General features: G+C 72.7%; 22 protein-coding genes. 12 read left to right on the forward strand and 10 right to left on the reverse strand.

Annotation, left to right across the window (positions count from 1 at the left end; genetic code table 11):
- Nucleotides 1–94: 94 nt before the first annotated feature.
- The 3 genes from ACFYW1_RS11560 to sodN form a co-directional block, all read right to left on the reverse strand.
- The gene (locus ACFYW1_RS11560; RefSeq protein ID WP_388990369.1) at nucleotides 95–436 is read right to left on the reverse strand and encodes a hypothetical protein; all 342 of its coding nucleotides are present in this window, start codon (nucleotides 434–436) and stop codon (nucleotides 95–97) included.
- Nucleotides 437–898: 462 nt separating this feature from the next.
- Nucleotides 899–1,444: an RNA polymerase sigma factor gene (locus tag ACFYW1_RS11565; RefSeq protein WP_388990371.1), complete on the reverse strand. Its 546-nt coding sequence runs from the start codon at nucleotides 1,442–1,444 to the stop codon at nucleotides 899–901.
- Nucleotides 1,445–1,808: 364 nt separating this feature from the next.
- Nucleotides 1,809–2,204, reverse strand: a complete 396-nt coding sequence (gene sodN / locus ACFYW1_RS11570) for a superoxide dismutase, Ni (protein ID WP_072483792.1) — start codon at nucleotides 2,202–2,204, stop codon at nucleotides 1,809–1,811.
- Between the two features lie 178 nt (nucleotides 2,205–2,382).
- Here sodN and sodX point away from each other — a divergent pair, with 178 nt between their 5' ends.
- Nucleotides 2,383–2,835: a nickel-type superoxide dismutase maturation protease gene (gene sodX, locus ACFYW1_RS11575; RefSeq protein ID WP_388990373.1), complete on the forward strand. Its 453-nt coding sequence runs from the start codon at nucleotides 2,383–2,385 to the stop codon at nucleotides 2,833–2,835.
- On the opposite strand, the gene ACFYW1_RS11580 is transcribed toward sodX, so the two are convergent.
- Entirely contained in the window at nucleotides 2,739–3,368 is a 630-nt protein-coding gene (locus ACFYW1_RS11580; protein WP_388990375.1) for a CGNR zinc finger domain-containing protein, read from the reverse strand. The two genes, sodX and ACFYW1_RS11580, sit on opposite strands and share 97 nt — an antisense overlap.
- Nucleotides 3,369–3,459: 91 nt before the next feature.
- On the opposite strand from ACFYW1_RS11580, the gene ACFYW1_RS11585 reads away from it, so the two are divergent.
- Entirely contained in the window at nucleotides 3,460–4,218 is a 759-nt protein-coding gene (locus tag ACFYW1_RS11585; RefSeq protein ID WP_388990780.1) for a class I SAM-dependent methyltransferase, read from the forward strand.
- A gap of 85 nt (nucleotides 4,219–4,303) precedes the next feature.
- Here ACFYW1_RS11585 and ACFYW1_RS11590 read toward each other — a convergent pair whose 3' ends face one another.
- From ACFYW1_RS11590 to ACFYW1_RS11600, 3 genes are read right to left on the reverse strand one after another with little or no spacing between them, the layout of a single operon-like run.
- Nucleotides 4,304–5,065 carry an amino acid ABC transporter ATP-binding protein gene (locus ACFYW1_RS11590; RefSeq protein ID WP_148839159.1) on the reverse strand — a complete coding sequence of 254 codons (762 nt, stop codon included), beginning with the start codon at nucleotides 5,063–5,065 and terminating at the stop codon, nucleotides 4,304–4,306.
- A complete protein-coding gene (locus tag ACFYW1_RS11595; RefSeq protein ID WP_388990378.1) occupies nucleotides 5,062–6,030 on the reverse strand; it encodes an amino acid ABC transporter permease in 969 nt (322 codons plus the stop codon). The genes ACFYW1_RS11590 and ACFYW1_RS11595 overlap by 4 nt, the downstream gene beginning before the upstream one ends.
- 27 nt (nucleotides 6,031–6,057) lie before the next feature.
- A complete protein-coding gene (locus tag ACFYW1_RS11600; protein WP_388990380.1) occupies nucleotides 6,058–7,020 on the reverse strand; it encodes an ABC transporter substrate-binding protein in 963 nt (320 codons plus the stop codon).
- Nucleotides 7,021–7,542: 522 nt separating this feature from the next.
- Between ACFYW1_RS11600 and ACFYW1_RS11605 the strand changes: the two genes are divergently transcribed.
- The 5 genes from ACFYW1_RS11605 to ACFYW1_RS11625 all read left to right on the forward strand — a co-directional run bounded on the left by ACFYW1_RS11605 (nucleotide 7,543) and on the right by ACFYW1_RS11625 (nucleotide 12,314).
- The gene (locus ACFYW1_RS11605; protein WP_388990382.1) at nucleotides 7,543–8,754 is read left to right on the forward strand and encodes an NADP-dependent malic enzyme; all 1,212 of its coding nucleotides are present in this window, start codon (nucleotides 7,543–7,545) and stop codon (nucleotides 8,752–8,754) included.
- 269 nt (nucleotides 8,755–9,023) lie between these two features.
- Nucleotides 9,024–9,989 (forward strand): zinc-binding dehydrogenase, encoded by a 966-nt coding sequence (locus tag ACFYW1_RS11610; RefSeq protein WP_388990384.1) that lies wholly within the window; start codon nucleotides 9,024–9,026, stop codon nucleotides 9,987–9,989.
- A gap of 56 nt (nucleotides 9,990–10,045) precedes the next feature.
- Complete coding sequence (locus ACFYW1_RS11615) at nucleotides 10,046–11,458, forward strand: cellulase family glycosylhydrolase (protein WP_388990386.1); 1,413 nt, start codon at nucleotides 10,046–10,048, stop codon at nucleotides 11,456–11,458.
- A 74-nt stretch (nucleotides 11,459–11,532) separates the two neighbouring features.
- Nucleotides 11,533–11,742 carry a sigma factor-like helix-turn-helix DNA-binding protein gene (locus ACFYW1_RS11620; RefSeq protein WP_014154112.1) on the forward strand — a complete coding sequence of 70 codons (210 nt, stop codon included), beginning with the start codon at nucleotides 11,533–11,535 and terminating at the stop codon, nucleotides 11,740–11,742.
- Entirely contained in the window at nucleotides 11,742–12,314 is a 573-nt protein-coding gene (locus ACFYW1_RS11625; protein ID WP_388990389.1) for a Clp protease N-terminal domain-containing protein, read from the forward strand. Before ACFYW1_RS11620 ends, ACFYW1_RS11625 begins: the two co-directional genes overlap by 1 nt.
- 55 nt (nucleotides 12,315–12,369) lie before the next feature.
- On the opposite strand, the gene ACFYW1_RS11630 is transcribed toward ACFYW1_RS11625, so the two are convergent.
- Nucleotides 12,370–13,392 (reverse strand): helix-turn-helix transcriptional regulator, encoded by a 1,023-nt coding sequence (locus ACFYW1_RS11630; protein WP_388990390.1) that lies wholly within the window; start codon nucleotides 13,390–13,392, stop codon nucleotides 12,370–12,372.
- A gap of 1 nt (nucleotide 13,393) precedes the next feature.
- Entirely contained in the window at nucleotides 13,394–14,251 is an 858-nt protein-coding gene (locus ACFYW1_RS11635) for a DUF4097 domain-containing protein (protein WP_388990392.1), read from the reverse strand.
- Between the two features lie 152 nt (nucleotides 14,252–14,403).
- On the opposite strand from ACFYW1_RS11635, the gene ACFYW1_RS11640 reads away from it, so the two are divergent.
- On the forward strand, nucleotides 14,404–15,315 hold the full coding sequence (locus ACFYW1_RS11640; RefSeq protein ID WP_388990394.1) for a hypothetical protein: 912 nt from the start codon (nucleotides 14,404–14,406) through the stop codon (nucleotides 15,313–15,315).
- 30 nt (nucleotides 15,316–15,345) lie between these two features.
- Here the strand turns inward: ACFYW1_RS11640 and ACFYW1_RS11645 are convergent, their stop codons facing one another.
- Complete coding sequence (locus tag ACFYW1_RS11645; protein ID WP_003992906.1) at nucleotides 15,346–15,525, reverse strand: DUF6104 family protein; 180 nt, start codon at nucleotides 15,523–15,525, stop codon at nucleotides 15,346–15,348.
- Between the two features lie 220 nt (nucleotides 15,526–15,745).
- Here ACFYW1_RS11645 and ACFYW1_RS11650 point away from each other — a divergent pair, with 220 nt between their 5' ends.
- The 4 genes from ACFYW1_RS11650 to ACFYW1_RS11665 all read left to right on the forward strand — a co-directional run bounded on the left by ACFYW1_RS11650 (nucleotide 15,746) and on the right by ACFYW1_RS11665 (nucleotide 23,189).
- Nucleotides 15,746–16,489 (forward strand): CU044_2847 family protein, encoded by a 744-nt coding sequence (locus ACFYW1_RS11650; protein ID WP_388990396.1) that lies wholly within the window; start codon nucleotides 15,746–15,748, stop codon nucleotides 16,487–16,489.
- Nucleotides 16,490–16,545: 56 nt separating this feature from the next.
- A complete protein-coding gene (locus tag ACFYW1_RS11655; protein ID WP_388990398.1) occupies nucleotides 16,546–18,558 on the forward strand; it encodes a trypsin-like peptidase domain-containing protein in 2,013 nt (670 codons plus the stop codon).
- 88 nt (nucleotides 18,559–18,646) lie between these two features.
- Complete coding sequence (locus ACFYW1_RS11660) at nucleotides 18,647–19,678, forward strand: AAA family ATPase (protein WP_388990400.1); 1,032 nt, start codon at nucleotides 18,647–18,649, stop codon at nucleotides 19,676–19,678.
- 7 nt (nucleotides 19,679–19,685) lie between these two features.
- Nucleotides 19,686–23,189, forward strand: coding sequence for an SAV_2336 N-terminal domain-related protein (locus ACFYW1_RS11665; RefSeq protein ID WP_388990403.1), 3,504 nt, complete (start codon nucleotides 19,686–19,688; stop codon nucleotides 23,187–23,189).
- Nucleotides 23,190–23,370 lie beyond the last annotated feature (181 nt).

A 23,370-nucleotide genomic window follows, 5' to 3' on the forward strand; every position in this document is an offset into this window, starting at 1 on the left:
GGTGGCCTTGACCGGCACAACGATGCCCGACCGGGCTTGGAGGATTCCCACTAGCTCCGCCGTACCGCCCCCGCCGATGCGGCCGGACAGGTGGTCAACGGGCCTTCGGGACCGCCGCGCAGAGAGACCAGGCGGCGGCGGTCACCCCGAGCAACTCGGGGCCACCGGCCCGATGGAGGCCCAGGAACGCCACCCCGACGACGAACGACGACAGGCCGCACAGCACGAGGGCGAGGCGCAGGGCGGGCCGTGCCCGGCGGAGCGCGACACGGCGAACCCGGGAGCGCGCGGCCACCTTCAGGCGACGCACGCGGCGTCGCTCGGCCTTGGCCGCCTCGTACGCCGTCCGCCGGTCGGCGACGTCCCGCTCGGCGGTGATCAGCAGTCGGTCGACGCGGGCGAGCGTCAGGGCGGGGCGGCTTCGGCGGATGGTCATCCCGGTCTCCGTGAGGTGTCGTGTGCGGTGGCCTTCACCGGATACGACGAGGGCCGGGCCCCGCAGTGGGAACATCCACTGCGGGGCCCGGCCCGTGGGGGGTCACCCCTTGTCGGGACGTCTCCGGCGCCTCCCCCGAGGGTTCCGGAACCGCCCCGAGCGATCGGACCTACGCCTGCCGGGGCTGCAGCCCCTCGCCCGGAGCGGACCGCAAGCCCGTCGCGGACACTGCGGAAGCCGCGCTTCGAGCGGCGAAGACGGAGAAGTCCGGCCTGGGTCGCCTCCATCGGTCGAAACGGACGACAACGGCATTGAGCAAGGCTGTGCACCATGAGATCGGCAGGTGGAGAAGAACGGTCAGCACATGGGTTCCTTTCCTTATGACTGGAGGCGGGATAGTCCCTCCCTCGGGCGCGCGCTCCCGCCGCGCGGGCGAACGGGAGCGCGCACCCTGGGCAGCGGCTACGCCTCCTGGCCGAGATCGGGTTTGCGCCTCGCCACTTTCTCCCGGGCTCGCCCCAGGGCCTTGCGGACCGAACTGGGGGAGACGTCCATGAGCTCCGCCGCCCGGTCCGAGGTGAAGTCGAGCACCGAGGTGAGGAACACCGCCCGGTGCTCCATCGGGGTCAGCAGCGCCTTGAGTTCGTCACGGATGTCGGCGTAGTACACGCCGGAGGCGTCGAGTTCGGCGTTCTCCCGCTTCTCCAGCGTGGCGGTCTCGTCACCGACGAGGATCTCGGAACGGCGCCGGATGAGGCGGAGTTCGTCGACGGCGCAGTTGACGCATACCTGGCGCATGTAGGCGCGGAGGTCGCCCACGGACCCGGCGTCCTCGCGCAGCCGCTCGGTCACCTTGGCGAAGGCGTTCTGCCAGACGTCCTCGACCAGCTGGGAGCGGTTGTGCTGCCCGAGCCGACGAGCGATCGCCGGGAAGTAGGAGGCCGATGCGCGGGCGAGGTCCTCCAGCTGCTCGTCGATCGTGCGGGGGGTTTTCCTGCGGAGGCGCAACAGTTCCGGGACGCGGCGCTGCCTCTGCGCCGGTAATGCCCGCGTCGGTACGGATTCGGATGTCAAGGGGGCTTACCTCGGTTCCGTTCAGGGGCTTGAGCCCGTTCGACGGGATGACGTCCGAGAGGCCGGCCGCTGGGAACCCCGGGGCCGATTTTCTCCGGAACCGATGCGACCGATCCGGCCGGGCCCCTGACGACCCCTGCCCCACGGCCCCCGCTGTCACCACGCCGCGGATCCACATGCACCCGCACCGGAAAAAAGAAGACCGCACCCGGCCGCCACGGACGCCGTCGACGGCGAACTGCGGACCGGGTGCGGTCGGCCCCCGGGAGGGGGCGGGTGGAGCAGAGCGGGAGGAAGGTCAGGCCTTCTTCGTCTCCCAGAAGATCTTGTCGATCTGGGCGATGTAGTCCAGCGCCTTCTGGCCCGTCGCCGGGTCCGTGGACGCCTTCGCGGCCGACAGGGCCTTCAGGGCGTCGTTGACCAGCTGGTGCAGCTCCGGGTACTTCTCGAAGTGCGGGGGCTTGAAGTAGTCGCTCCACAGCACCGAGATGTGGTGCTTGGCGAGCTCGGCGCGCTGCTCCTTGATGACCACCGCGCGGGCCCGGAAGTGCGGGTCCTCGTTGGCCTGGTACTTCTCCTGGACGGCCTTGACGGACTCCGCCTCGATGCGGGCCTGGGCCGGGTCGTACACGCCGCAGGGCAGGTCGCAGTGGGCGCTGACCTTCACCTTGGGGGCAAACAGGCGGGAAAGCATTGAGCTGTCCTTCCTCGTGATCGTCTTCTCAGGTGGGACATTACTCGGTGGGAGAGGGGTTTTTGTGGGTGCCCCCGTGGGCTTAGGCCAAAAGTCCGGGGCGAGGATGAGACCAGTGGCCGAATGTACGGAACGCCGTATCAGGACGTTTACCGAGGGAGCGGGAGGTGCCGGAGGGATGCGGGAGGTGCCGGAGATGCCGGAGGTGCCCGGGACGGCGCAGGGGCGGGCCGGGCGGGTCCCGTTCCAGGTGGTGGAGGTGACCGGGCCGTCGATGGTGCCGACGCTCCATCACGGGGACTGGCTGCTCGTGCAGTACGGGGCGCGGGTGCGGCCCGGTGACGTGGTGATCCTGCGGCATCCGTTCCAGCAGGACCTGCTCGTCGTCAAGCGGGCCGCCGAGCGGCGGCGGGGCGGCTGGTGGGTGCTGGCGGACAACACCTTCGCGGGCGGTGACAGCACGGATTACGGGACGGTGCCGGAGGAGCTCGTGCTGGCCACCGCCCGGGTGCGCTACCGCCCGCTGAAGAAGGGTCAGCGGTCGGTGCTGGGCGTGGTGGCCTGGGCCGTCTCCGCGTTGCGGCCGGTCTCGGCGGCGCGCTCGGTCTCCAGGCGTTTCCGGGCCCGGTAGGCGGCCACGTTGGCCCGGGTGGCGCAACGGTCCGAGCAGTAGCGGCGGGACCGGTTGGTGGAGGTGTCGAGGTAGGCGTTGCGGCACGGCGGCGCCTCGCACAGGCCGAGCCGGTCGACCCCGTACGAGGTGAGGTGGAAGGCGAGGCCCATCGCCGCGATGGCGGCGTACCCGGCCGTGGCGTTCGACGGGTGGTCCGCCAGGTGCATGTGCCAGTCCGGCTTGCCGTCCTCGTCCCGGGTCTCGTGCCCGGAGATCTGCGGGCTGACCGGGAACTCCAGCAGCAGCGAGTTGAGCAGGTCGACGGCGAGGGTCTCGTCGCCGCCGTCGGCCGCCTCGAAGACCGCGCGCAGCCGGGCCCGTACGGACCTGAAGCGGGTCACGTCCGTGTCGGTCGCCCGCCGGGCCGCCTGGCGGTTGGGGCCGAACAGCTCCCGGATCGCCTCGACGGAGGTGAGGCAGTCCTTGTTGCGGGCCGGCTCCTCGGTGTTGACCAGGCGCACGGCATAGTCCGAGTAATAGGCCAGTTCCACTTGTAGTCCTTACGGTGGCGGTCTAAGGTCGATGCAGCCAACGCTGTAATGGGCTTTTATGGGCCCAGGGTATTACATGGAGGTTCTGGTGGTGGCGGAAACGACCGGTACGGACTGGCGGGCCTGGCAGGAGAGCTGGGACCGGCAGCAGGAGTGGTACATGCCCGACCGCGAGGAACGGTTCCGGGTGATGCTGGACATGGTCGAGGCCCTCGTGGGGCCGCGGCCGAGGGTGCTGGACCTCGCGTGCGGTACGGGAAGTATTACGGACCGGCTGCTGAAGCGGTTCCCGGAAGCCACCAGTACCGGGGTGGATCTCGACCCGGCGCTGCTCACCATCGCGCGCGGCCACTTCGAGGGCGACGGGCGGGTCGACTTCGTCACCGCCGACCTCAAGGACCCGGAGTGGGCGGGGCGGTTGCCGTACGACTCGTACGACGCGGTCCTCACCGCCACCGCCCTGCACTGGCTGCACGCCGAGCCGCTCACCGCGCTCTACGGGCACATCGGAGGGCTCGTCCGGGACGGCGGGGTGTTCATGAACGCCGACCACATGATCGACACCGCCACTCCCCGGATCAACGCGGCCGAGCGCGCCCACCGGCACGCGGCCATGGACCGGGCCAGGGCCGCGGGCGCGCTGGACTGGGCCGACTGGTGGGCCCTGGCCGCCGAGGACCCGGCGCTCGCCGAGCCCACCGCCGAGCGGTACCGGATCTACGGCGAGCACGCGGACGGCGACATGCCCTCCGTGGCCTGGCACGTCGAGACCCTGCGCAAGGCGGGCTTCGGCGAGGCGCGGCCCGTCTGGGCGTCCCCCTCGGACACCCTGGTGCTCGCGGTGAAGTAGAAGCAAGGAGGAGGGGGCTCCGGGAACGCCGGAGGGGCGGTACGGAATCGGTCCGTACCGCCCCTCCGTGTCCCCTGCGATGCCGCTACAGCACCTTCGACAGGAAGGACTTCGTCCGGTCGTGCTGCGGGTTGGTCAGCACGTCGCGCGGGTGGCCCGCCTCGACCACCACGCCGTCGTCCATGAAGACCAGCGCGTCGCCGACCTCGCGGGCGAAGCCCATCTCATGGGTGACGACGACCATCGTCATGCCGTCCTCCGCGAGGTCGCGCATGACGTCCAGGACGTCGCCCACCAGCTCCGGGTCGAGCGCCGACGTCGGCTCGTCGAAGAGCATCAGCTTCGGCTCCATGGCCAGGGCACGGGCGATGGCCACCCGCTGCTGCTGGCCGCCGGACAGCTGGGAGGGGAAGTTCTTCGCCTTGCCGGCCAGGCCGACCCGGTCCAGCAGCCGTTCGGCACGGGCCCTGGCCACGGCCTTGGACTCGCCCTTGACCTGGACCGGGGCCTCCATGACGTTCTCCAGCGCCGTCATGTGGGGGAAGAGGTTGAAGCGCTGGAAGACCATGCCGATGTCCCGGCGCTTCAGGGCGACCTCGCTGTCCTTGAGCTCGTACAGCTTGTCGCCCTTCTGGCGGTAGCCCACCAGGTCGCCGTCCACGTACAGCCGGCCGGCGTTGATCTTCTCCAGGTGGTTGATGCACCGCAGGAAGGTCGACTTGCCGGAACCGGACGGGCCGATCAGGCAGAAGACCTCCCGCGGGGCGACCTCCAGGTCGATGCCCTTGAGGATGTGCGCGGCGCCGAAGGACTTGTGGACGCCCTCGGCCTTCACCATGGCGTTCATGCGGAGGCACCTCCCGTGCGGCGGTTGCTGAGCGACGCGAGGTTGGCCCTGACCCGCTGCCACGGGGTGGGCGGCAGACTCCGCAGGCTGCCCCGGGCGTAACGACGCTCCAGGTAGTACTGGCCCACGCTGAACACGCTGGTCATCACGATGTACCAGATCGAGGCGACGAAGAGCATCTCCATCACCGCGTAACTGGTCGAACCGATCTGCGAGGTGGAGCGCAGCAGCTCGTTGTACGTGACCGCGTACACCAGCGACGAGGTCTTCAGCATGTTGATGAACTCGTTGCCGGTCGGCGGGATGATCACCCGCAGCGCCTGCGGGAGCACCACGCGGCGCATGGTCTTCGCCTGCGTCATGCCCAGCGCGTGCGACGCCTCGGTCTGGCCCTCGTCCACCGACTGGATGCCGGCCCGGCAGATCTCCGCCATGTACGCGGCCTCGTTGAGGCCGAGGCCCAGCAGGGCGCACATGAACGGCGTCATCACATCGGTCATCTCGTCCTTGTAGATGAACGGGATGTTCAGGATCGGGAAGATCAGGGCCAGGTTGAACCAGAGCAGCAGCTGCACATAGACCGGTGTGCCGCGGAAGAACCAGATGTAGAGCCAGGCGACCCAGCTCGTGACGGGGTTCTTCGAGAGCCGCATCACCGCGAGGAGCACGCCCAGCGCCACGCCGAGCACCATCGCCAGCACGCTGATCAGCAGGGTGCGGCTCGCCCCGGCCAGGACGGTCTTGTCGAAGACCTTGTCCTGGACGGCCTGCCACTGGATGTTGCCCTGCGAGAAGGCGTACACGAGGGTGGCGAGGAGCGCGAAGACAACGATGCCACTGACCCAGCGGCCGTAGTGCCGTACGGGAATGGCCCGGATGGCCTCCGGGGCGACCGAGGACGCCTTGGAGACGGGTGAGGCGACGGGCGACGGACCGCCGGGCACCTTGTCGAACTTGTCAGTCATGGTGACTGCCCTTCGCTGGGAAGCCGGTCACTTGCCGCCGTTGATGGCGGCCTTGTCGATCGCCCCCGTGCCCGCGCCCCACTTGTCGAGCACCTTCTTGTAGGAGCCGTCGGCGATGATCGCGTCCACGGCTTCCTTGAGCACGTCACGCAGTGCGGTGTTGTCCTTGCTCACGGCGATGCCGAACGGGCCGGCGTCCACCTGCTCGCCGACGACCTCGAAGTCCTTGCCGCCGCCGGACTTGCGGGACAGGTCGAGCGCGACCGGGTAGTCGTTGACCCCGGCGACCGCGCCACCGGACTTCACCCGGGTCTGGGCCTCGGTGTCGTTCTCGAACGACTCGATGTCGACGGGCTTCTTGCCGTCCGCCTCGCACGCCTTGGACTGCTTCTGCAGGGTCGCCTCGTACGTGGTGCCGCGCTGGACCGCCGTGGTCCTGCCGCACAGGTCCTCGATGGACTTGATGCCCTCGGGGTTGCCCTTCTTGGTGTAGACGGCGGTGCCGGCCAGGAAGTAGTCGACGAAGTCGACGCCCTTGCCGAGCTTCTTGCCCTTGTCGTCCAGACCCTCCTGGCGCTGCTTGTTGTCCGTGATGGACGACATGGCCATGTCGTGGCGCCCGGTGTTCAGCGCGGTGATCAGACCGTCGAAGGAGCCTGAGGTGAACGTGAACCTCACACCCAGCTGCTTGCCCAGGGCCTCGGCGATATCGGGGTCGACACCGACGATCTTGCCGTTCTCCACCGACTCCATCGGGGCGTACTCGGCATTCGTGCCGACTTTGATGACGCCGGACTTCTGGTACTTCTCGGGCAGCTTGTCGAAGAGCGGGGCGCTGTTCCTGGAAGTGGTCTCTCCGCCGGTCTTCGTCGACCCGCTGTTGGTCTGATCGCCACAGGCGGTCAGCAGCATGGTGCCGGCGACCGCGATGGTGCCGACCGCTGCAATTCGGTGTTTCGCAGACGTACGACGAGTGGTGCATGCGGTCATGATCAGGTTCCTCCGGCAGTTGTGCGTGGTGTTGCCAGGCAGTGCAGACACACGACGTCGGATGTCGCCGCCCTGTGTGATTAGGGCATCTTGCCATTCGGACTAGTCCGTTCAGGGGGCCTGTCATGTCAAAATCGGATAACGGGCGGACCCGGAACATCAGGGTCCGCAGCGCTCGCACCGGACCATCTTTGGGGTTTCCCCGTCCGCGCCGGAGGATCTGTGGCGCGTCTCGACAGACGGACACTTTTTCGTCGCTTGTTCTACTTGTCCTGATATTCGACTATGAGCCACGTCACCGCACTGTTATGAACTCGTCCGTAATGCGGTCCGTCCGGTAAGAAAGACCTTTACACCCCTCATCCGGGGCTCAGGGCGCGTGTGCGGCGCGCCCGCGCGTATGTATTTCCCCCTGCCGGGGCGGGCCAACCGCCGGTGCAGGGCACGTACGCGGTGCCCGCCCACCCCTCCTCAACCAGGAGTGGCCACCCTCAAACGATGAAGACTTAAGGGGTCAACACCATGGCAGCGGAGATCGTCAATCCTCGCAGCGACAGCACCACCGACAGCACCACCGATGAGCCGTTCGATCCGGCCTTCGCGCTCCACCGCGGCGGGAAGATGGCCGTGCAGGCCACCGTCCCGATCCGCGACAAGGACGACCTTTCCCTCGCGTACACCCCCGGCGTCGCCAAGGTGTGCAGCGCCATCGCCGAGAATCCCGAGCTGGTCCACGACTACACCTGGAAGTCGCAGGTCGTCGCCGTCGTGACGGACGGCACCGCGGTGCTCGGCCTCGGCGACATCGGGCCCGAGGCATCCCTCCCGGTGATGGAGGGCAAGGCGATCCTCTTCAAGCAGTTCGGCGGAGTGGACGCGGTGCCGATCGCGCTCGCGACCACCGACGCGGACGAGATCGTCGAGACCGTCGTCCGGCTCGCGCCGTCCTTCGGCGGGGTCAACCTGGAGGACATCTCGGCGCCGCGCTGCTTCGAGATCGAGCGCAAGCTCCAGGAGCGGCTCGACATCCCGGTCTTCCACGACGACCAGCACGGCACCGCGGTCGTGACGCTCGCGGCCCTGCGCAACGCCGCGAAGCTGTCCGGCCGCAGCCTCGGCGACCTGCGCGCGGTGATCTCCGGCGCGGGCGCGGCCGGGGTGGCCATCGCCAAGTTCCTGCTGGAGGCGGGGCTCGGCGACGTCGCCGTGGCCGACCGCAAGGGCATCGTCAGCCGGGACCGCGAGGACCTGACGGAGGTCAAGCGGGAGCTGGCCGGGATCACCAACCGGGCCGGGATCTCCGGCACGCTGGAGAGCGCGCTGGCCGGCGCGGACGTCTTCATCGGCGTCTCCGGCGGCACGGTCCCCGAGGCGGCCGTCGCCTCGATGGCGCCCGGCGCGTTCGTCTTCGCCATGGCCAACCCGAACCCCGAGGTCCACCCCGACGTCGCGCACAAGTACGCGTCCGTCGTGGCGACCGGGCGGTCCGACTACCCCAACCAGATCAACAACGTGCTGGCCTTCCCCGGCATCTTCGCGGGCGCCCTCCAGGTCCGGGCCTCCCGGATCACCGAGGGCATGAAGATCGCCGCGGCGAACGCGCTGGCCGACGTCGTGGGCGACGAGCTGGCCGCCGACTACGTGATCCCGTCGCCGTTCGACGAGCGGGTGGCCCCGGCGGTCACCGCCGCGGTGGCCGCGGCGGCCCGCGCCGAGGGCGTGGCCCGGCGCTGATCCCCGGATCTCCGTCCGGACCGCCGGCCGTCGGGTGCGGCGGGCCGGCGGGACCCGGACGGAGGCCCCGGGCGGGGTGCGGACGCGGGTGTGGGTGCCCGGTCGAGGAGTGTGGCCGCGGGCGGGAGGGCCCGCCCGCGGCGGACCCGTTCCGCACCCCGCCCTTTTCCGTGCCCGTACGCGTCGGCAGGCCGGCGGGGAGGGGGCGCGGTGCGCGTCACACCCGTGGCCGGTTACGCGGGCCCGTGCCCCGGCCTATCGTCGGGGCCATGTTCGCCGCCTACGCATCCCGCATCGACCGTGACCACCCCCTCAACGGCCTTGAGCTGGGTGAACGCCCCGCTCCCGAGGCGCGGCCCGGCTGGACCACCGTCGACGTACGGGCCGCCTCCCTCAACCACCACGACCTCTGGTCCCTGCGCGGCGTCGGCCTCGCGGAGGACAAGCTGCCGATGATCCTCGGCTGCGACGCCGCCGGGATCGACGAGAACGGCAACGAGGTCGTCCTGCACTCCGTCATCGGCCAGAGCGGCCACGGCGTCGGACCGGGGGAGCCCCGCTCCATCCTCACCGAGCGCTATCAGGGCACCTTCGCGGAGCGGGTCACCGTCCCCAGCTGGAACGTGCTGCCCAAGCCGAAGGAGCTCACCTTCGAGCAGGCCGCCTGCCTGCCGACCGCCTGGCTCACCGCGTACCGGATGCTCTTCACCAACGCGGGGGTGCGCCCCGGCGACTCGGTCCTCGTCCAGGGGGCCGGCGGCGGCGTCGCCACGGCGGCGATCGTGCTCGGCCGGGCGGCCGGACTGCGGATCTACGCCACCAGCCGCGACGAGGCCAGGCGCCGGCGCGCCGTCGAGCTCGGCGCGACCGAGGCGTTCGAACCGGGCGCGCGGCTGCCGCGGCGCGTGGACGCGGTCATCGAGACGGTCGGGGCCGCCACCTGGTCCCACTCGGTGAAGTCGCTGCGCCCCGGCGGCACGATCGTCATCTCCGGCGCGACCAGCGGCGACCGGCCCTCGCACGCCGAGCTGACCCGGATCTTCTTCCTGGAGCTGAAGGTCGTCGGCTCGACCATGGGCTCCAAGGACGAGCTGGAGGACCTGCTGGCGTTCTGCGCGACGAGCGGGGTGCGGCCCGTCATCGACGAGGTGCTGCCGCTGGACCGGGCCCGCGAGGGCTTCGAACGGCTGGAATCGGGCGACCAGTTCGGAAAGATTGTGCTCACCTGCTCTTGAGGTGTCCGGGGTGAGCTGCTCTGATCTGCGCCATGCGAATGCGGACGCGGATACGAATGGGCAGCGTACTCACCTCGATCGTCACGTCGTTCGTGCTCGCGGCGGGGGCGCTCGCCCCCGCCGCCGACGCACGTCCCGCACCACCGGCGCCGGCCCCCGAACGGGCCGGCATCCCCCGCCTCACCGACGACGCCGGGCGCACGCTCACCCTGCGCGGCTGGAACGTCGAGGACAAGGCGAACAGCGGTGACCGGGCACTCACCGCCATCACCGAGAAACACTTCCGCGACCTGCGGGCCAAGGGCTTCAACTTCGCCCGGCTGCTCTTCTTCTGGGACGACCTGGAGCCACGCCGGGGCCACTACAGCGCCGAGTACCTGCGCCGGATCGACCGGATCCTCGACTGGGCGCGGAAGTACGACATCCAGGTGCTGCTCGACGCCCACCAGGACGTGTTCGGCCCGGCGTTCGGCCACCGCGGCATCCCCGCCTGGGCGACCCGCACCGACGGGCTGCCCTTCACACCGAACCCCGACGACTGGTTCTCGGAGTACTTCGAACCCGCCGTCCAGCGCGCCTTCACCCACCTCTACGAGGACCCCGACCTCCAGCGCGCCCAGGCCCGGATGTGGCAGGTCGTCGCCGAACGCTTCCGTCACCACCCCGCCGTCCTCGGCTACGACCTGATCAACGAGCCGATGGGGGAGCTCGCCGAGGGCGAGGACCTGCCGACGGCCGCCCGCCGCATCGAGGCCCGGCAGCTCACCCCGATGTACAACCGGCTGGCCCGCGCGGTCCGTTCGGTCGACCGCGCCAACTGGCTGTTCGTCGAACCCACCCCCATCGTCGGCGAGGGCGTGCCCACCGGCCTGGGCGCGATCGGGGACCACCGGACCGTCTACGCCCCGCACTTCTACAACACCGCGATGGAGGCGGGCGCCGACTACGACCCGTCGGCCGGCTGGATCGAGTCGTACGAGGCGGCCGTCACCGCGTACCCGCGACAGCGGCGCGTCCCGGTCGTCGTCGGGGAGTGGGGCCCGCTGAACAACGGGCTGCCGATGATGGGCCGCTTCTACCGGGACGCGATGAACTCCCTGAGCCGCTACACCTCGGGCTGGGCGGGCTACGTGTGGTGCTACGGCGGGGGCTACTGCGCCCTGGACGAGAACGGTGCCTTCGCGGCCAACAAGGAGCGCACCGCCACCCCGTACGCGCCCGCCGTCGCCGGAACCGTCCACTCCGACACCTACGACGACACCGGCCGCACCTACCGGCTCGTCTACACGGCGGGGCGCCGGGGCGTCACCGAGATCTCGCTGCCGACGGAGGCGGGCAGGTGGCGGATCTCCGTGCGCGGCCGTGCCGAGGTCCGCAGGCACGGCGACGAGGTCCGGATCCGGGCCCGCGCGGGGGAGCGCGTCACGGTCACCGCGACCGGGACGGGACCCGGCCGCACGGAGCGCTGAGCACACCGGCCCGGCACACCTCTCCCTTGTCAACCATGGTTGACAAGGGAGAGGTGTCAACCTAAATTGACAGCATGACCGAAGCGACGGATCTCGCCGCGCGCGCAGGCGACCGCGACCCCCGGGTGGGGCTGCGGGCGGTCGCCGCGCTGCGCCGACTGCTGGAACAACTGGAAGCCGTACAAGTCAGGAGCGCCCGGGTGCAGGGCTGGTCGTGGCAGGAGATCGCGGCCGAACTGGGTGTCAGCCGACAGGCCGTGCACAAGAAGTACGGGAGGCATTGATGTTCGAACGTTTCACCCGGGGGGCCCGGGAGACCGTGACCGGCGCGGTGACCCACGCCGAACGGGCCGACGCCGAATCGGTCACCGAGGAACACCTGCTGCTCGCCCTGCTGGACCGGCAGGACGGCCGGGCCGGTTTCGCCCTCACCGCGCTCGGCCTGACCGACCGCCGCGCGTCCGTCGAGGCCGACCTGGCCGAGGCGCGCCGTCGCGGCGGGCTGACCCGGGCCGACACGGAGGCGCTCGCCGGACTCGGCATCGACGTGACCGAGGTCGTCGCCCGTGTCGAGGAGGCCCACGGGGAGGGGGCGCTGGACCGGGGCAGGCGGCGCGGCACCGGGCGCCGCCCGTTCACCCGCGGGGCGAAGGACGTCCTGGCGAGGTCGCTGCGGATCGCGACGGGACGCCGGGACCGCTCCATCGGCGACGAGCACGTCCTGCTGGCCCTGACGGCCTGCCCCGGCGTGGCCGCCGACGTGCTGGCCGCGTACGGCGCGACGTACGGGACGGTGAACCGCGCGCTGTACGGCGCCGGGGAGGGGGACGGGGGTCCCTGGCGAAAGGCGGGCTGAACCGCGGGCGGGACGGGGGAGGGCGTACACCCTTCTTCCCCGTCCCGCCCGCCGGTCAGCGCTTCTCGGCGCCGTTCTCGTCCTCGCCGTCGTCCTTCCGCAGCAGCGCGTCGATGTGCGCCGCCGCCGTCGACAGGTGGCGACGGGCCTCGGCCACCTGCTCCGCCGTGACCCCCCGGTCCCTGGCCGCGTCCCGGATGTCGTCGCGGAAGCGGTCGAGCAGCCGGTCCAGGTCACGGGCCGGGTCGCCGGTGCGGGCGGCGTCCCGGCCCCAGTCGGGATCGGCGTCGGCGGGCTCCGGCTTGATGTACGGCGGCCACGTGCCGGTCCTGGCGAAGCCGCCCAGCTGACCGGTGATCTCGGCCAGCCCCTCCCGTACGCCCGAGGGCCAGTCGCCCCGGGCGAAGTGCTCCTGCACCTGGCGGGCGGCGTTCTGCATCTGCTCGCGCGCCCGCTCCTGGGCCTCCTTGGCCTGACGCCGGGCCTTCTGGGCTTCCTCCCGGGCACGGCGGGACTCGTCCTTCGCCCGGCGGGCCTGCTCCTTCCACTCCTGCTTGGCCTTGCGCAGCTCCTCCTTCGCGGCCCGCCACGCCTCCTTGTCGCCGAGGTCGCCGAGGTCGCCGAAGCCCCCGAAGCCCCCGAAGTTCCCGAAGGGGGACTCCCGGTCGTCCCCGGTGCCGGAGCCGGTGTGCCTGGTCTCGCGGGCGGCGGCGCGCATCTCGCTGCGGAGCTTGCCGGCGGCGCCGCGCACGTCGTCCCGTATCTCGGCGGCCAGTTCGGAGACCGAGTCCCGGATCTCCAGCTCCAGGTCGGCCAGTTCGCCGGTGCGGTCGGCCAGTTCGGCGCGGCCCGCCTCGGTGATCGAGTAGACCTTGCGGCCGCCCTCGGTGGCGTGCGTGACGAGGCCCTCGGCCTCCAGCTTGGCCAGGCGCGGGTAGACGGTGCCCGCGGAGGGGGCGTACAGCCCCTGGAAGCGTTCCTCCAGCAGCCGGATCACCTCGTAGCCGTGCCGGGGGGCCTCGTCGAGGAGCTTCAGCAGATAGAGACGGAGGCGGCCGTGGGCGAATACGGGGGGCATGTCAGAGCACCTTTCCGGTCGGCTCGGCAACGTACGGGTCGTCCTCGGTCGGCGGGCGGCGCAGCAGGGCGATCGATCCCGAGACGGTCGTCGCCCGCAGCTCGCCGGTACCGGCGCCCAGCGTGCCGGTGATCTTCTTCGTGCCCCACTGGCCGCTGACCCGCAGGTCCTCGAAGCCGTTGGAGACGGTGCCGCTCGCGGTGTTGGCCTCGACCGTCGTGTCCGCCGGGTGCGGCAGCCGGATGGCGACCTCGCCGGAGACGGTGGTCAGCCGGATGTCCGTCGGGTTCCCGCCCGGATCCAGGTCCAGCACCATGTCGCCGCTGACCGAGTCCGCCCGTACCGAGGTGCCCGCGCCCTCGACGACCGTCAGGTCGCCCGAGACCGAGTGGAAGCGCAGTTCGCCGGTGACCGCCTGGGCCTCCACGCTCCCGGACACGGTCTCGGCCCGGACCGGGCCCGTGAGCCCGACGAGCGTGGTGTCGCCGGTGACGCTCCGCACCTCCGCGCGCCCGCGGATCCCGGACACGACGGCCCCGGCGCCGACCACGCCGACCTCCACCGCCGCGCCGGCCGGCACGGCGAGCGAGACGACCGCGCTGCGGCGCCGGCCCTTGGGGTCGAGCCACTTGAGGAAGTTGTGCCAGGGCAGGTCCTCGTACGCGACCGTGAGCGTGCCGCCCTCCCGGGTCACGGTCAGGGGCGGGCCCTCGACGCCGGAGACCTCCAGCCGGGCGGTCGGGTCGTCGGTGCCGACGACGTTGACGGTGCCCCCGACGATCCGCACGTTGAGCGACGTCACGGGGTCGTCGAAGGTCAGTTTCCGGGGCTCGGCGATGGCCCATGACGACACAGGCATGGATCTGACCTCCAGGGAACACGGAATGACGCAACATATCGCGTCTCTTATTGAAGACGATATATCGCGGTTCGGGGAAGTCAAGACGTGTCGCGATTCCAGTGGCCGATCAAAGGGCGCCGAACGGGACGAACCGGCCTACGGTGTGGGGCATGAAAGCGACATCCCCCGTGGGGGCGCTGCTGCTGTGCCGTGCCGAACCGGAGCTCGTGCGACCGGTGGCCCATCTGCTGCGCGAACGGATGCTGCTCGTGCCCGCCGGGGACGACTGGTCCGCCCTCGTACCGGAGGGAAGGCCCTGGCAGGACCCGGGTGCGAGGGCCGGGGCGGGCGGCGACGGGGACGGCGTGGAGCCGGTGGACCGGGTCGTGGCCGGCTGGGCCGCCGCGCTCGCGGTCGGTTCGGCGTGGCCGGTGCTCGCCCTGTGGTGGGACGGCGACCGGGCCGGCTGCCTGCTCGCGTCGGGTTTCCGCCGCCCGGTCGGCTACGTCTGGCTCGCGGACGGCACCCCGGCCGGCGAGGAGGAGGCCGTGCGCACGATCGCCGAGCGGCTCGGCCTCGATCCCGTACTGGATGTGCAGGCGCTCGAAGAGCTGATCCGGTCCGATCCGGACGCCGACGCCCGCACCCGGCTGCGCGGACTGCTGGCCGTCCTCACCCGGATCGGGCTGTTCCTCCCGGAGGGCCTGGACCCGGACACGCCCGGCGACCGGCTGTACGCGGCGGTCGGCGAATGCCCCGGGGCGGAACCGATCGTCCGGCCCGGCCCCCGCGAGGCGGTGCGGGCCGGGCTCGACGCGGTCGGGAACAGCCGCATCGGTCCCTGGACGCGCGGCCCCCGGGCCCGCGCGCTGGCCGGTGCCCAGCTCGCCGTCGGACTGCCGCTGACCCTCTGGGGGATCAGGCGGCGCGGGGACGGCTGGGCCCTGGCGGGGGTGCTGCTGCTGGTGCACGGAGCGCTCGGCCTCCTCGTCCTCCGCGACGCACGAGAGGGGCCCGGGGAAGGGGAGGGGGAGACGGGAGCGGGCCGCGGGAGGGACCGGGCACGGCGCCCGGGTGCGTGAGAGCCCGGGCGCGGTGGTTGTCGCGGGTGGTTACTCGTCGTCCTCGTCGTCGAGCCGGGCCAGCCAGGTCGCGAGGCGCTCGACCGGCACCTCGAAGTCGGGGTTGAGGTCGACGAACGTGCGCAGCTGCTCGGCGAGCCACTCGAAGGTGACCTCCTCCTCGCCTCGCCGCTTCTCCAGCTCCTCGATACCGCGGTCGGTGAAGTACATGCGCCAAGCCTAATGCCTGGTGACGGCCCCGCGGGCCCGGCCCGGACCCGGCCCGGACCCGGTCCGGCGCCTTGCCCGGAGCCCGTACGAAACCGGCCCGGAGCCCGTCCGGAACCGGCCCGGGCCGCCCCCGCGTCCCGGGCCGCGCGCTTCCTCGTGTCCCTCGCTTCGGGTGCGTACTGCCGTTAGCCTGCGGGTAGTTGGGGAACGGGGGGTTTACATGGGCGACAGCCAGGCCCGCATCACGCGTATCGAGATGCCCGACGGCACGGAGGTCTGGGCACGGATCTCCGGGGCGGAGGAGCTGACGGAACCGACGGCAGCGGCGGAGCCGGTGCCCTCGACGGGACCGTCGTTCACGGACGTCGGGGCGCGCCCCGGGTCGGGGCCGTCCTTCACGGACATCCGGGCCGACCGGAGGGCGGACCGGGCATCGGACCGGGTGCAGGCCCGTGTCGAGAGTCTGCACGGCGTCGTGACCAGCGTCGCGCGTTCGCTCGCCGAGCCGTTGCGGTCCGTACGGCCCGACGAGGTCAGCGTCGAGTTCGGCATCGAGCTCACCGCGAAGGCGGGCAAGGTCGTCGGACTCCTCGCGGACGGCGAGGCCAAGGGGTCGATCAAGGTCACCCTGACCTGGAACGGCGGCCCGCCCGTCGACCTGTCGTCCCCCGCGCAGGTGCCGGCGCAGACGACCGGACAGCCGGCCGCCCCGTCCGTACTGCCGCCCGTGCCCTCGGCGCCGCCCCTGATCGGTCCCCCGGTACCGGCACCCGCGCCCGAGCCCGCGCCTTCCGCCGGGCAGCCCGCCGCCGGACCCGCTCCCGAGCCCGTGCCCGTACCTCCGCCGGCGTCCGGGGCCCCGTCCGCCGGTGATCCGGACGGCGATGGCCCGTCCGCCGGGGCATCCACCGGCGCACCGGCGCACGCGAGCGGCACCGGGCCGGAGGACGGAAGCGGATCGTGACGCGGCCGCCGGAGGGGGGCGCGTGGCCCGGCCCGAACGGCGGGGAGTCCGCTCTGATGAGCCTCGTGAAGGACGCGACGGTGCGCATCCATCGTCCGGGGCCCGGGTATGCCCCTGGGGAATCCGGGGGCGACTTCCTGGGGAGCGGTTTCTTCATCGCCCCGAGCTGGGTCCTCACGTGCGCGCACGTGGCGTCGGAGGGGAGGGGACGCCGGGTGGACGTGGTCTACCGGACGGCTCGCGGCGGCGAGGCCGTCACCGTCGGGGGCACCGTCGTGGCCGCCCTGCCCGAGGAGCGGCCCGCCACCGGCGGATGGCCGGCCCCCGACCTCGCGCTGATCCAGCTGCTGCGCCCCGTGGATCACCCCTGCGTGTACCTCAGCGAGCGTTCCACGGGACTGAACCGGGGCCCGTACTACTTCGCGGGCTGGGCGGACGGCGGGGCCGGGACGCTCAAGCGGCTCGGCCGGGAGTGCCGGGTGGTGGGCACCATCGACGACTGGTCCGACGGCGACGAACAGATGCTGGTCGAGGCGAGCCAGCTGTATCCGGGGATGTCCGGCGGCCCCCTCGTGGACCTGGCCCGCGGCGAGGTCGTCGGCATCCTCAAGTCGCGCTCCGACGACGCCACCGGCGGCACGGCCATCGGCATCGAGCGGCTGCGCACGCTCCCCGTGCCGGAGTCGGCGGCGACCGCCGAGTCCGACGACCCGTACCAGGCCGTGTTCCACGCCCACGACCGCTACCACGCCGACCGGCACGACAACCCCGTCGACGGCGAGGAGACCTGGGCGGACGTCCAACGGGACCTGGGCACCACGGCGGGCCCGGCCCTCACCCCGCAGCAGCGCGTCGACCTGCTCGGCCGGCTCGCCAAGCTCCCGCCGCCGGTCAGCACCCGCAACCTCCTCGACATCCTCGGCGGCCTGGGCCACGTGTACCGGCCGGTCGGCGTCCCGGCCCCGCGCGGCTGGCGCGACGGGCTGGGCGTCCTCTACGACGCGCGCGAGGGCGACGAGGCGCTGAAGCTCGTCCTGCGCTACTGCATGGGCGTCATCGCCGCCGAGCGCCCCTACGCGGTTCCCTCCACCAAGCTCGCCGAGGACGCCCTGTGGGACTGGGTGAAGGAGACGGCGAAGAACCGGCTCGACCCGTCGTTCCGCCTGGAGATGACCAGGCTCCGGCACCGGGAACGGTACGACCCCGCCCAGGACGATCCGGCCCGGCACGACCCGGCTCCGCACGACCCCGAGCCGCCGGGGCCCGCGCCGTTCGTCCTGCTGAGCCTCCAGGCCCGTGCCTGGGAGCCGGGCAGCTACGACTGGCGGATCGTGGCCTTCCCCTCCGGCCAGGCCGTGCCCATGACCGAGGACAACCAGGGAACGGCGGTCGGTGACCTGCGGTGCAGGCTCGCCGCGCCCCTCACCGAGGCGTTCCGGCTGTGCGACGAACCCGGCAGCCCCGCCGTCCTCCAGGTCTCGGTGCCGCTCGCGCTGCTCGACCTGGAGGTCGAGGAGTGGCGGCTGCCGCCGGACGGCCGGCCGCTCGGGGTCCAGCGGCCGGTGGTCGTCCGCTGCTCGGACGAGCGCCCCGAACCGTCCGACGACGGGTTCCGGGAGCGCGAGGCGCGCTGGAGCCGCACCCGGAGCGGCCCGATGAGGGCCGCGGTCGTCGACTGCGCGGACGCGTTGCGGGTATCCGTACCCGCGGTGGCGGAGCTGCGCGAACTGGGCTACGAGACCGTTCCGGTGCTCTGCCGGTACGGCGGGAGCGGCGACGCGCAGAGCCTCGCGGGGTTCGTGCGCGTGCTCGACGGCGGTTTCGGCGTGGCCCTGTGGCGGCGGCCCGGATCCGAACCGGCCGCGGTCTGCACGGAGTTCCACCTCCACGTCGGCGACACGGTCGCCGGGAGCCGGTCGGCCGGCCAACTCCCGCGAAAGATCCACGAACTGAGACAAGGGGTGTTCGCGGGGCAGGCGGAGACGTATTGGTCCCATGGGGTGGTGCTGATGTTCGACGACCCGCAACATCCGGCGTGCGGCGCCGGTGAGTTGCTGCAAGCGCTGTGAATCCCCTTACGGGGTGTGTGCCGGATGACTACCGTGAAGCACGTTCGACTGCCGGCCCTGGCGGACGAGTGACGACGAGGAACACGTTATGAGTGAACCCAGCGAGTGGCTCATCTACCGAGGGGCCGGCGAACCGCACGAAGGCATCGAACGGCTGCCTCCGCCGCCGCCCTGGCGGGACTTCGCGAGCCGGGGCGCGCCGGACCCGGACGAGGCGGACGGGGACGGTTCCGCCGACCGCCGTCTCGGCGGCCACCGGCACGTCGCCGAGCTCCACCGGCCGGGTGCCGAGGAGCTGGAAATGATCAATGCCGCGCTCTATCTGCGGCGCCCCCTGCTGGTCACCGGCACCCCCGGGGCGGGCAAGAGCACCCTGGCCCACTCCGTCGCCCACGAGCTCGGGCTCGGCCGGGTCCTGCGCTGGCCGATCGTGAGCCGGACGACGCTGCTCGACGGGCTGTACCACTACGACGCGATCGCCCGGCTCCAGGACGTGCAGATCGCCGCGCACGGTGCCGCGGCGGGCGCGGGCGGCGCCGACGCCGCCGGTGACGTGGGCGCCTACATCAGGCTCGGCCCGCTCGGCACCGCGCTGCTGCCCTCCGAACGGCCCCGGGTGCTGCTGATCGACGAACTCGACAAGAGCGACATCGACCTCCCCAACGACCTGCTCAACGTGTTGGAGGAGGGCGAGTTCGGCATCCCCGAGCTGGAGCGGATCGCCGACCGGCTGCCCGACGGGGAGGCGGAGGTGCTCGACGACGACGGCAACAAGGTGAAGGTGCGCGGCGGCCGGGTGCAGTGCACGTCCTTCCCGTTCGTGGTGCTCACCAGCAACGGCGAACGGGACTTCCCGGCGCCCCTGATGCGCCGCTGCATCCACCTGGAGCTCGGCCGCCCCGACCACCAGCGCCTGGCCACGTTCGTCCGTGCCCACCTGGGCGACGAGGCGGCCCGTTCCGGGGACGACCTCATCGCCCACTTCCTGGAGCGCTCCCGCAGCGAACTCCTCGCCACCGACCAGCTGTTGAACGCGATCTACCTCACCGACGCCGCCGCCCCGGCGGGCCGCGACCGGCTCGCGGACCTGCTCATCCAGCGACTCGACCGGCCGAGGTGATGAGCCGATGACGGGCGCCGGGCCGCGACACGGGCCGGACGGAGGGCGCGAGCCCGGCCACACCGGGGCGCCGGAGAGCGTGCCGGCACCGGGGGAGGGCGCGGCGCCGCGGAGCGCCCCGGCCGCCGCCGACGACGCCGGGCTCTACCCCGCGTTCGTGGCACGGCTGCGCGAGGCCGGGCTCGACCCCGACGTCGAGCAGCTCCGTGACGCCTTCTGGCTGGCCCGATGGGCCCGGCACCCGGACGCACCACCGGTCGACGCCATCACGGAGGGAGACGTTCCGCTCGTCCGCCTCCCCCAGGAGGGGGCGGCCGGGCCGTCCGCACGCACCGGGCCCGACGCCGTGGAACCGCCGGGCGCCGGGGCGGCCACCGGGACGGAGGACGAACCGGACGACGGTCCGGCGCCGGACGACCGGGCGGACGCCGACCGGCGGATCACCCTCTACCCCGTACCGCGCACCGGAGCCCCCGCCGCCCGGCCCGGCGCCCCGCCGGACACCGGCCGGACGGGCACGGGAAGGGGCGGCGCGCGGGCCCTCACGTTCGGGGTGCCCGCCGCGCCGGTCCTCCCCGCACCGCTGCGGCTCCAGCGCGCGATGCGCCCGTTGCAGCGCTACCGCCCGGCCGCCCCGCCGCTGCGCCGCACCCTCGACGAGGCGGCGACCGCGGAGCGCAGCGCCCGGGCCGGCGGGCTGATCATGCCGGTGTTCCGGGGCGAGTCCCGGCGCGAAGCGGTCCTCCAGTGCGTCATGGACGCCTCGTCCTCGATGCTGGTGTGGGACCGGATGTTCGGTGAACTCCAGCAGATATTCGGCCAGTTGGGTGCCTTCAGGGACGTCCAGGTCCGCTATCTGCACCAGGGGCCCGACGGCGCGGCCGCGGTGAGCCGCAGCCCCGACCCGGCCGCCGCGCCGCTCAGCTCCGCGGACCGGCTGAGCGACCCGACCGGACGCCGCGTCACCGTCCTGGTCAGCGACTGCGCCGGCCCGCTCTGGCAGAGCGGACGGGCCCACCGGCTGCTGCACCACCTGGCGGCACAGGCCCCCGCCGCCGTGCTCCAGCCGCTGCCGCAGCGGATGTGGAACCGGACCAGGCTGCCGGTCACCCACGGTTCGCTGTCCCGGGGCGACGGACCCGGCGGAGCCGCCGTCCTGAAGGTGGTGGAACACCCGGGCGCCGGCCCCGCCGTCCACCCGGGCGCCCTCGCGGTCCCGGTGCTGCCGCCGGTGGAACCCGCGCTGGCGGCCTGGGCGAGGCTGCTCTCCGGCAGCGGCGCGGGACACATCTCCGGCGCGGTCGGCTGGGTTCGGGCCGACCAGCCGGCCGCGGCGGCACAGCGCTCCGGCGGCGGCCTGTCCTCGCTCCAACTGGTCAGCCGCTTCCGCTCGGCGGCCTCGCCGGTCGCCGGACAACTGGCCGTCTACCTCGCGGCGGCACCGCTGCACCTGCCGGTGATGCAACTGGTGCAGCGCACGATGCTGCCCCATTCCGGCCCCTCCGAACTGGCCGAGGTGCTGCTGAGCGGTCTGCTGACCCGGAGCAGGGGCGAGGAGGGCGACGACGGGCAGTGGTTCGAGTTCGTGCCCGGCGTCCGGGAGGCGCTGCTCGGACCGCTGGGGCGGGACGAGGCGCTGCTGGTGCTGAAGCACTGCTCGGAGTACATCGAGCAGCGGTTCGGGAAGGGCGGGCCGAACTTCCCCGCCCTGGCCTTCGCCCAGCTCGGCGACGGCAGGCACGGACCGTCGCGGCACGTCCGTCCCACGGGAGCCGGGGGCGTCGTGCCCGACGAAGAGGCCGAGGAGGGCGGCGAGAACGGGGAGGGCGGCGCGAGCGGCGCGTCGCGGGTCCCCCACCCCTTCGCCGAGGTGGCGGTCCGCGTACTGGAGCGTTTCATGCCCCTGCCCGAACAGTTCGTGGCACGGACCGGACGAAGCGGCTCCCCGAGCGCCGTCCGGACCCCGAACGCCGCGGTGGAGAGCGCCCGGGACCTCCTGCGGCAGTTCGAGTCGGACCGCATGGTGCAGTACCTGATCGACGCCGTGCAGCTGCTGCGCGGCGCCGCCGGACGCGAGGGGGAACAGGGCGCCGGACCCGGGCTGTGGGCGGAGTACTCCCGCTGCGTCCTGCGCCTGTGGGAGGTCCAGGGCGACGCGGAACTGCTCCGCGAGGCCGAGTACGCCGCCGAACGGGCCGCCGAGCACCCCGGCTCCGTACGCGAACGGGCCGTGCTGGCCAAGGTGTTGCACGCCGCGGCCGACGACCGGCGGCGGCGCGGCGACCGGCGCGGCGCGGTGGAGCTGCTGCGGCGCGCCGACCGCGAGTACACGGCCGCCTGCGCGGCCCCCGGCCTGGAACCCGCCGAGGCGCTGCGGCTCACCCTGGAACGGGTCCGGGCCCTGGAGGCGCAGTGGCGGCTCGACGGCGACACCGCCCTGCTCCAGGCGGCCTGCGGGATGCTGGAGGCGTTCGCCGACGTCTGGCCCGACCAGGAGAACCGGCCCGCCTCCCTCCCCCTGGCGCACGGCAGGACCCTGCTGAAACTGGCCGGCGCCACCGCCGACGCCGAACAGTCCCGGGTGTACGCCGGACAGGCGGCCCGCTCCCTGCGCACCGCGTTCGAGCAGGGCGGCCGGTACACCATGGGCACCGAGGTGCGCATCCTGCTGGACCTGGTGGACGCGCTGCTCGGCTCCGGCGAGGAACCGGACGAGGCCGCGACCCTGATCGGACAGGCCCTGGAGACCGTGCGCGACCAGCGGCTGCGCGCCTCGCTGCGGATCAGGGCCGGGCGGGTCCGCGTGGCACGGTACGAGCACACCGGCGAGCCGGACGAACTCGTGGCGGCGGCCGACCTGTTCGCCCGGGCCGCCCGGGGCGTCCCGCGTGACTCGCAGGCCCACGCCGACCTGCTCGCCGAATGGGGCGGCACCCTGCTGCGCCGGGCCCGGCTGCCCGACGGCGGGCCGCACGTCGGCGCCGCGATCCGGGTGCTGCGCGACTGCCGCACGGAGACGGCCGCGGGCAGCGCGCACCAGGCCGAGCGGCTGCTGATGCTGGGCGGGGCGCTGATGCTGCGGCACCGGGCCACCGAGGACCGGGTCGACCTGCGCGAGGCCGAGCACCTCTTCGGTCTCGCGGCCCAGGAGGCGGTCGACCCGCTGACCGAGGCGCGCTGCTGGCTGGAGCTGGGCCGCGCCCACCTCGACGCCTCCCGGGTGCTGCGGCGCCCCGCCCGGCTCGACGACGCGGCCGAGGCGTTCCGGGGCGCGGCGGAGGCGGCGGGCGTGGCGGAGTCGGACCCGGACGCACCACAACAGGCGTGCCCGGCCGTCGAGTTGCAGGCCACGGCCCACCACTGGCGGGGCGTGACGTACGAGCGGGCGGGGCGCCCCCGGGCGGCCCGCGCGGCGTACTGGGCCGCCCGCCGGGAGTGGCACAAACTGCCGGACGGCGGCGGCGCCGCGGGCGAATCGACCGCCGAACGGCTGGCGGAACTGGAACGCTGAGCGGCGGCGGAGCGGCGCGGGGCCGCCCTCGCACGGCCCGGCGCCTCCGGGCCGTGCGTTCCACAAGGCGTAGCCCCGGCCCTGCGGGGCATCCGTACAGTGGCGACCGGTTGCGAGGAAGCGCTTCGCGCCGGTGCGCGGATCACGGGCCACGCACCACGGGCCGCGGATCGGCAGGCCG

It is taken from the genome of Streptomyces sp. NPDC002669 (assembly GCF_042889165.1).
GTDB lineage: Bacteria > Actinomycetota > Actinomycetes > Streptomycetales > Streptomycetaceae > Streptomyces.

What these genes read in the sequence shown, in the direction of transcription:
- ACFYW1_RS11635 (WP_388990392.1), bottom strand. Translation starts at nt 14,251, where the DNA reads ATGCCTGTGTCGTCATGGGCCATCGCCGAGCCCCGGAAACTGACCTTC.
- sodX (WP_388990373.1), top strand. Translation starts at nt 2,383, where the DNA reads ATGCGGGAGGTGCCGGAGATGCCGGAGGTGCCCGGGACGGCGCAGGGG.
- ACFYW1_RS11655 (WP_388990398.1), top strand. Translation starts at nt 16,546, where the DNA reads ATGAGCCTCGTGAAGGACGCGACGGTGCGCATCCATCGTCCGGGGCCC.
- ACFYW1_RS11650 (WP_388990396.1), top strand. Translation starts at nt 15,746, where the DNA reads ATGGGCGACAGCCAGGCCCGCATCACGCGTATCGAGATGCCCGACGGC.
- ACFYW1_RS11560 (WP_388990369.1), bottom strand. Translation starts at nt 436, where the DNA reads ATGACCATCCGCCGAAGCCGCCCCGCCCTGACGCTCGCCCGCGTCGAC.
- ACFYW1_RS11610 (WP_388990384.1), top strand. Translation starts at nt 9,024, where the DNA reads ATGTTCGCCGCCTACGCATCCCGCATCGACCGTGACCACCCCCTCAAC.
- ACFYW1_RS11605 (WP_388990382.1), top strand. Translation starts at nt 7,543, where the DNA reads ATGGCAGCGGAGATCGTCAATCCTCGCAGCGACAGCACCACCGACAGC.
- ACFYW1_RS11645 (WP_003992906.1), bottom strand. Translation starts at nt 15,525, where the DNA reads ATGTACTTCACCGACCGCGGTATCGAGGAGCTGGAGAAGCGGCGAGGC.
- ACFYW1_RS11620 (WP_014154112.1), top strand. Translation starts at nt 11,533, where the DNA reads ATGACCGAAGCGACGGATCTCGCCGCGCGCGCAGGCGACCGCGACCCC.
- ACFYW1_RS11600 (WP_388990380.1), bottom strand. Translation starts at nt 7,020, where the DNA reads ATGACCGCATGCACCACTCGTCGTACGTCTGCGAAACACCGAATTGCA.
- ACFYW1_RS11625 (WP_388990389.1), top strand. Translation starts at nt 11,742, where the DNA reads ATGTTCGAACGTTTCACCCGGGGGGCCCGGGAGACCGTGACCGGCGCG.
- ACFYW1_RS11595 (WP_388990378.1), bottom strand. Translation starts at nt 6,030, where the DNA reads ATGACTGACAAGTTCGACAAGGTGCCCGGCGGTCCGTCGCCCGTCGCC.
- ACFYW1_RS11665 (WP_388990403.1), top strand. Translation starts at nt 19,686, where the DNA reads ATGACGGGCGCCGGGCCGCGACACGGGCCGGACGGAGGGCGCGAGCCC.
- ACFYW1_RS11590 (WP_148839159.1), bottom strand. Translation starts at nt 5,065, where the DNA reads ATGAACGCCATGGTGAAGGCCGAGGGCGTCCACAAGTCCTTCGGCGCC.
- ACFYW1_RS11660 (WP_388990400.1), top strand. Translation starts at nt 18,647, where the DNA reads ATGAGTGAACCCAGCGAGTGGCTCATCTACCGAGGGGCCGGCGAACCG.
- sodN (WP_072483792.1), bottom strand. Translation starts at nt 2,204, where the DNA reads ATGCTTTCCCGCCTGTTTGCCCCCAAGGTGAAGGTCAGCGCCCACTGC.
- ACFYW1_RS11630 (WP_388990390.1), bottom strand. Translation starts at nt 13,392, where the DNA reads ATGCCCCCCGTATTCGCCCACGGCCGCCTCCGTCTCTATCTGCTGAAG.
- ACFYW1_RS11615 (WP_388990386.1), top strand. Translation starts at nt 10,046, where the DNA reads ATGGGCAGCGTACTCACCTCGATCGTCACGTCGTTCGTGCTCGCGGCG.
- ACFYW1_RS11640 (WP_388990394.1), top strand. Translation starts at nt 14,404, where the DNA reads ATGAAAGCGACATCCCCCGTGGGGGCGCTGCTGCTGTGCCGTGCCGAA.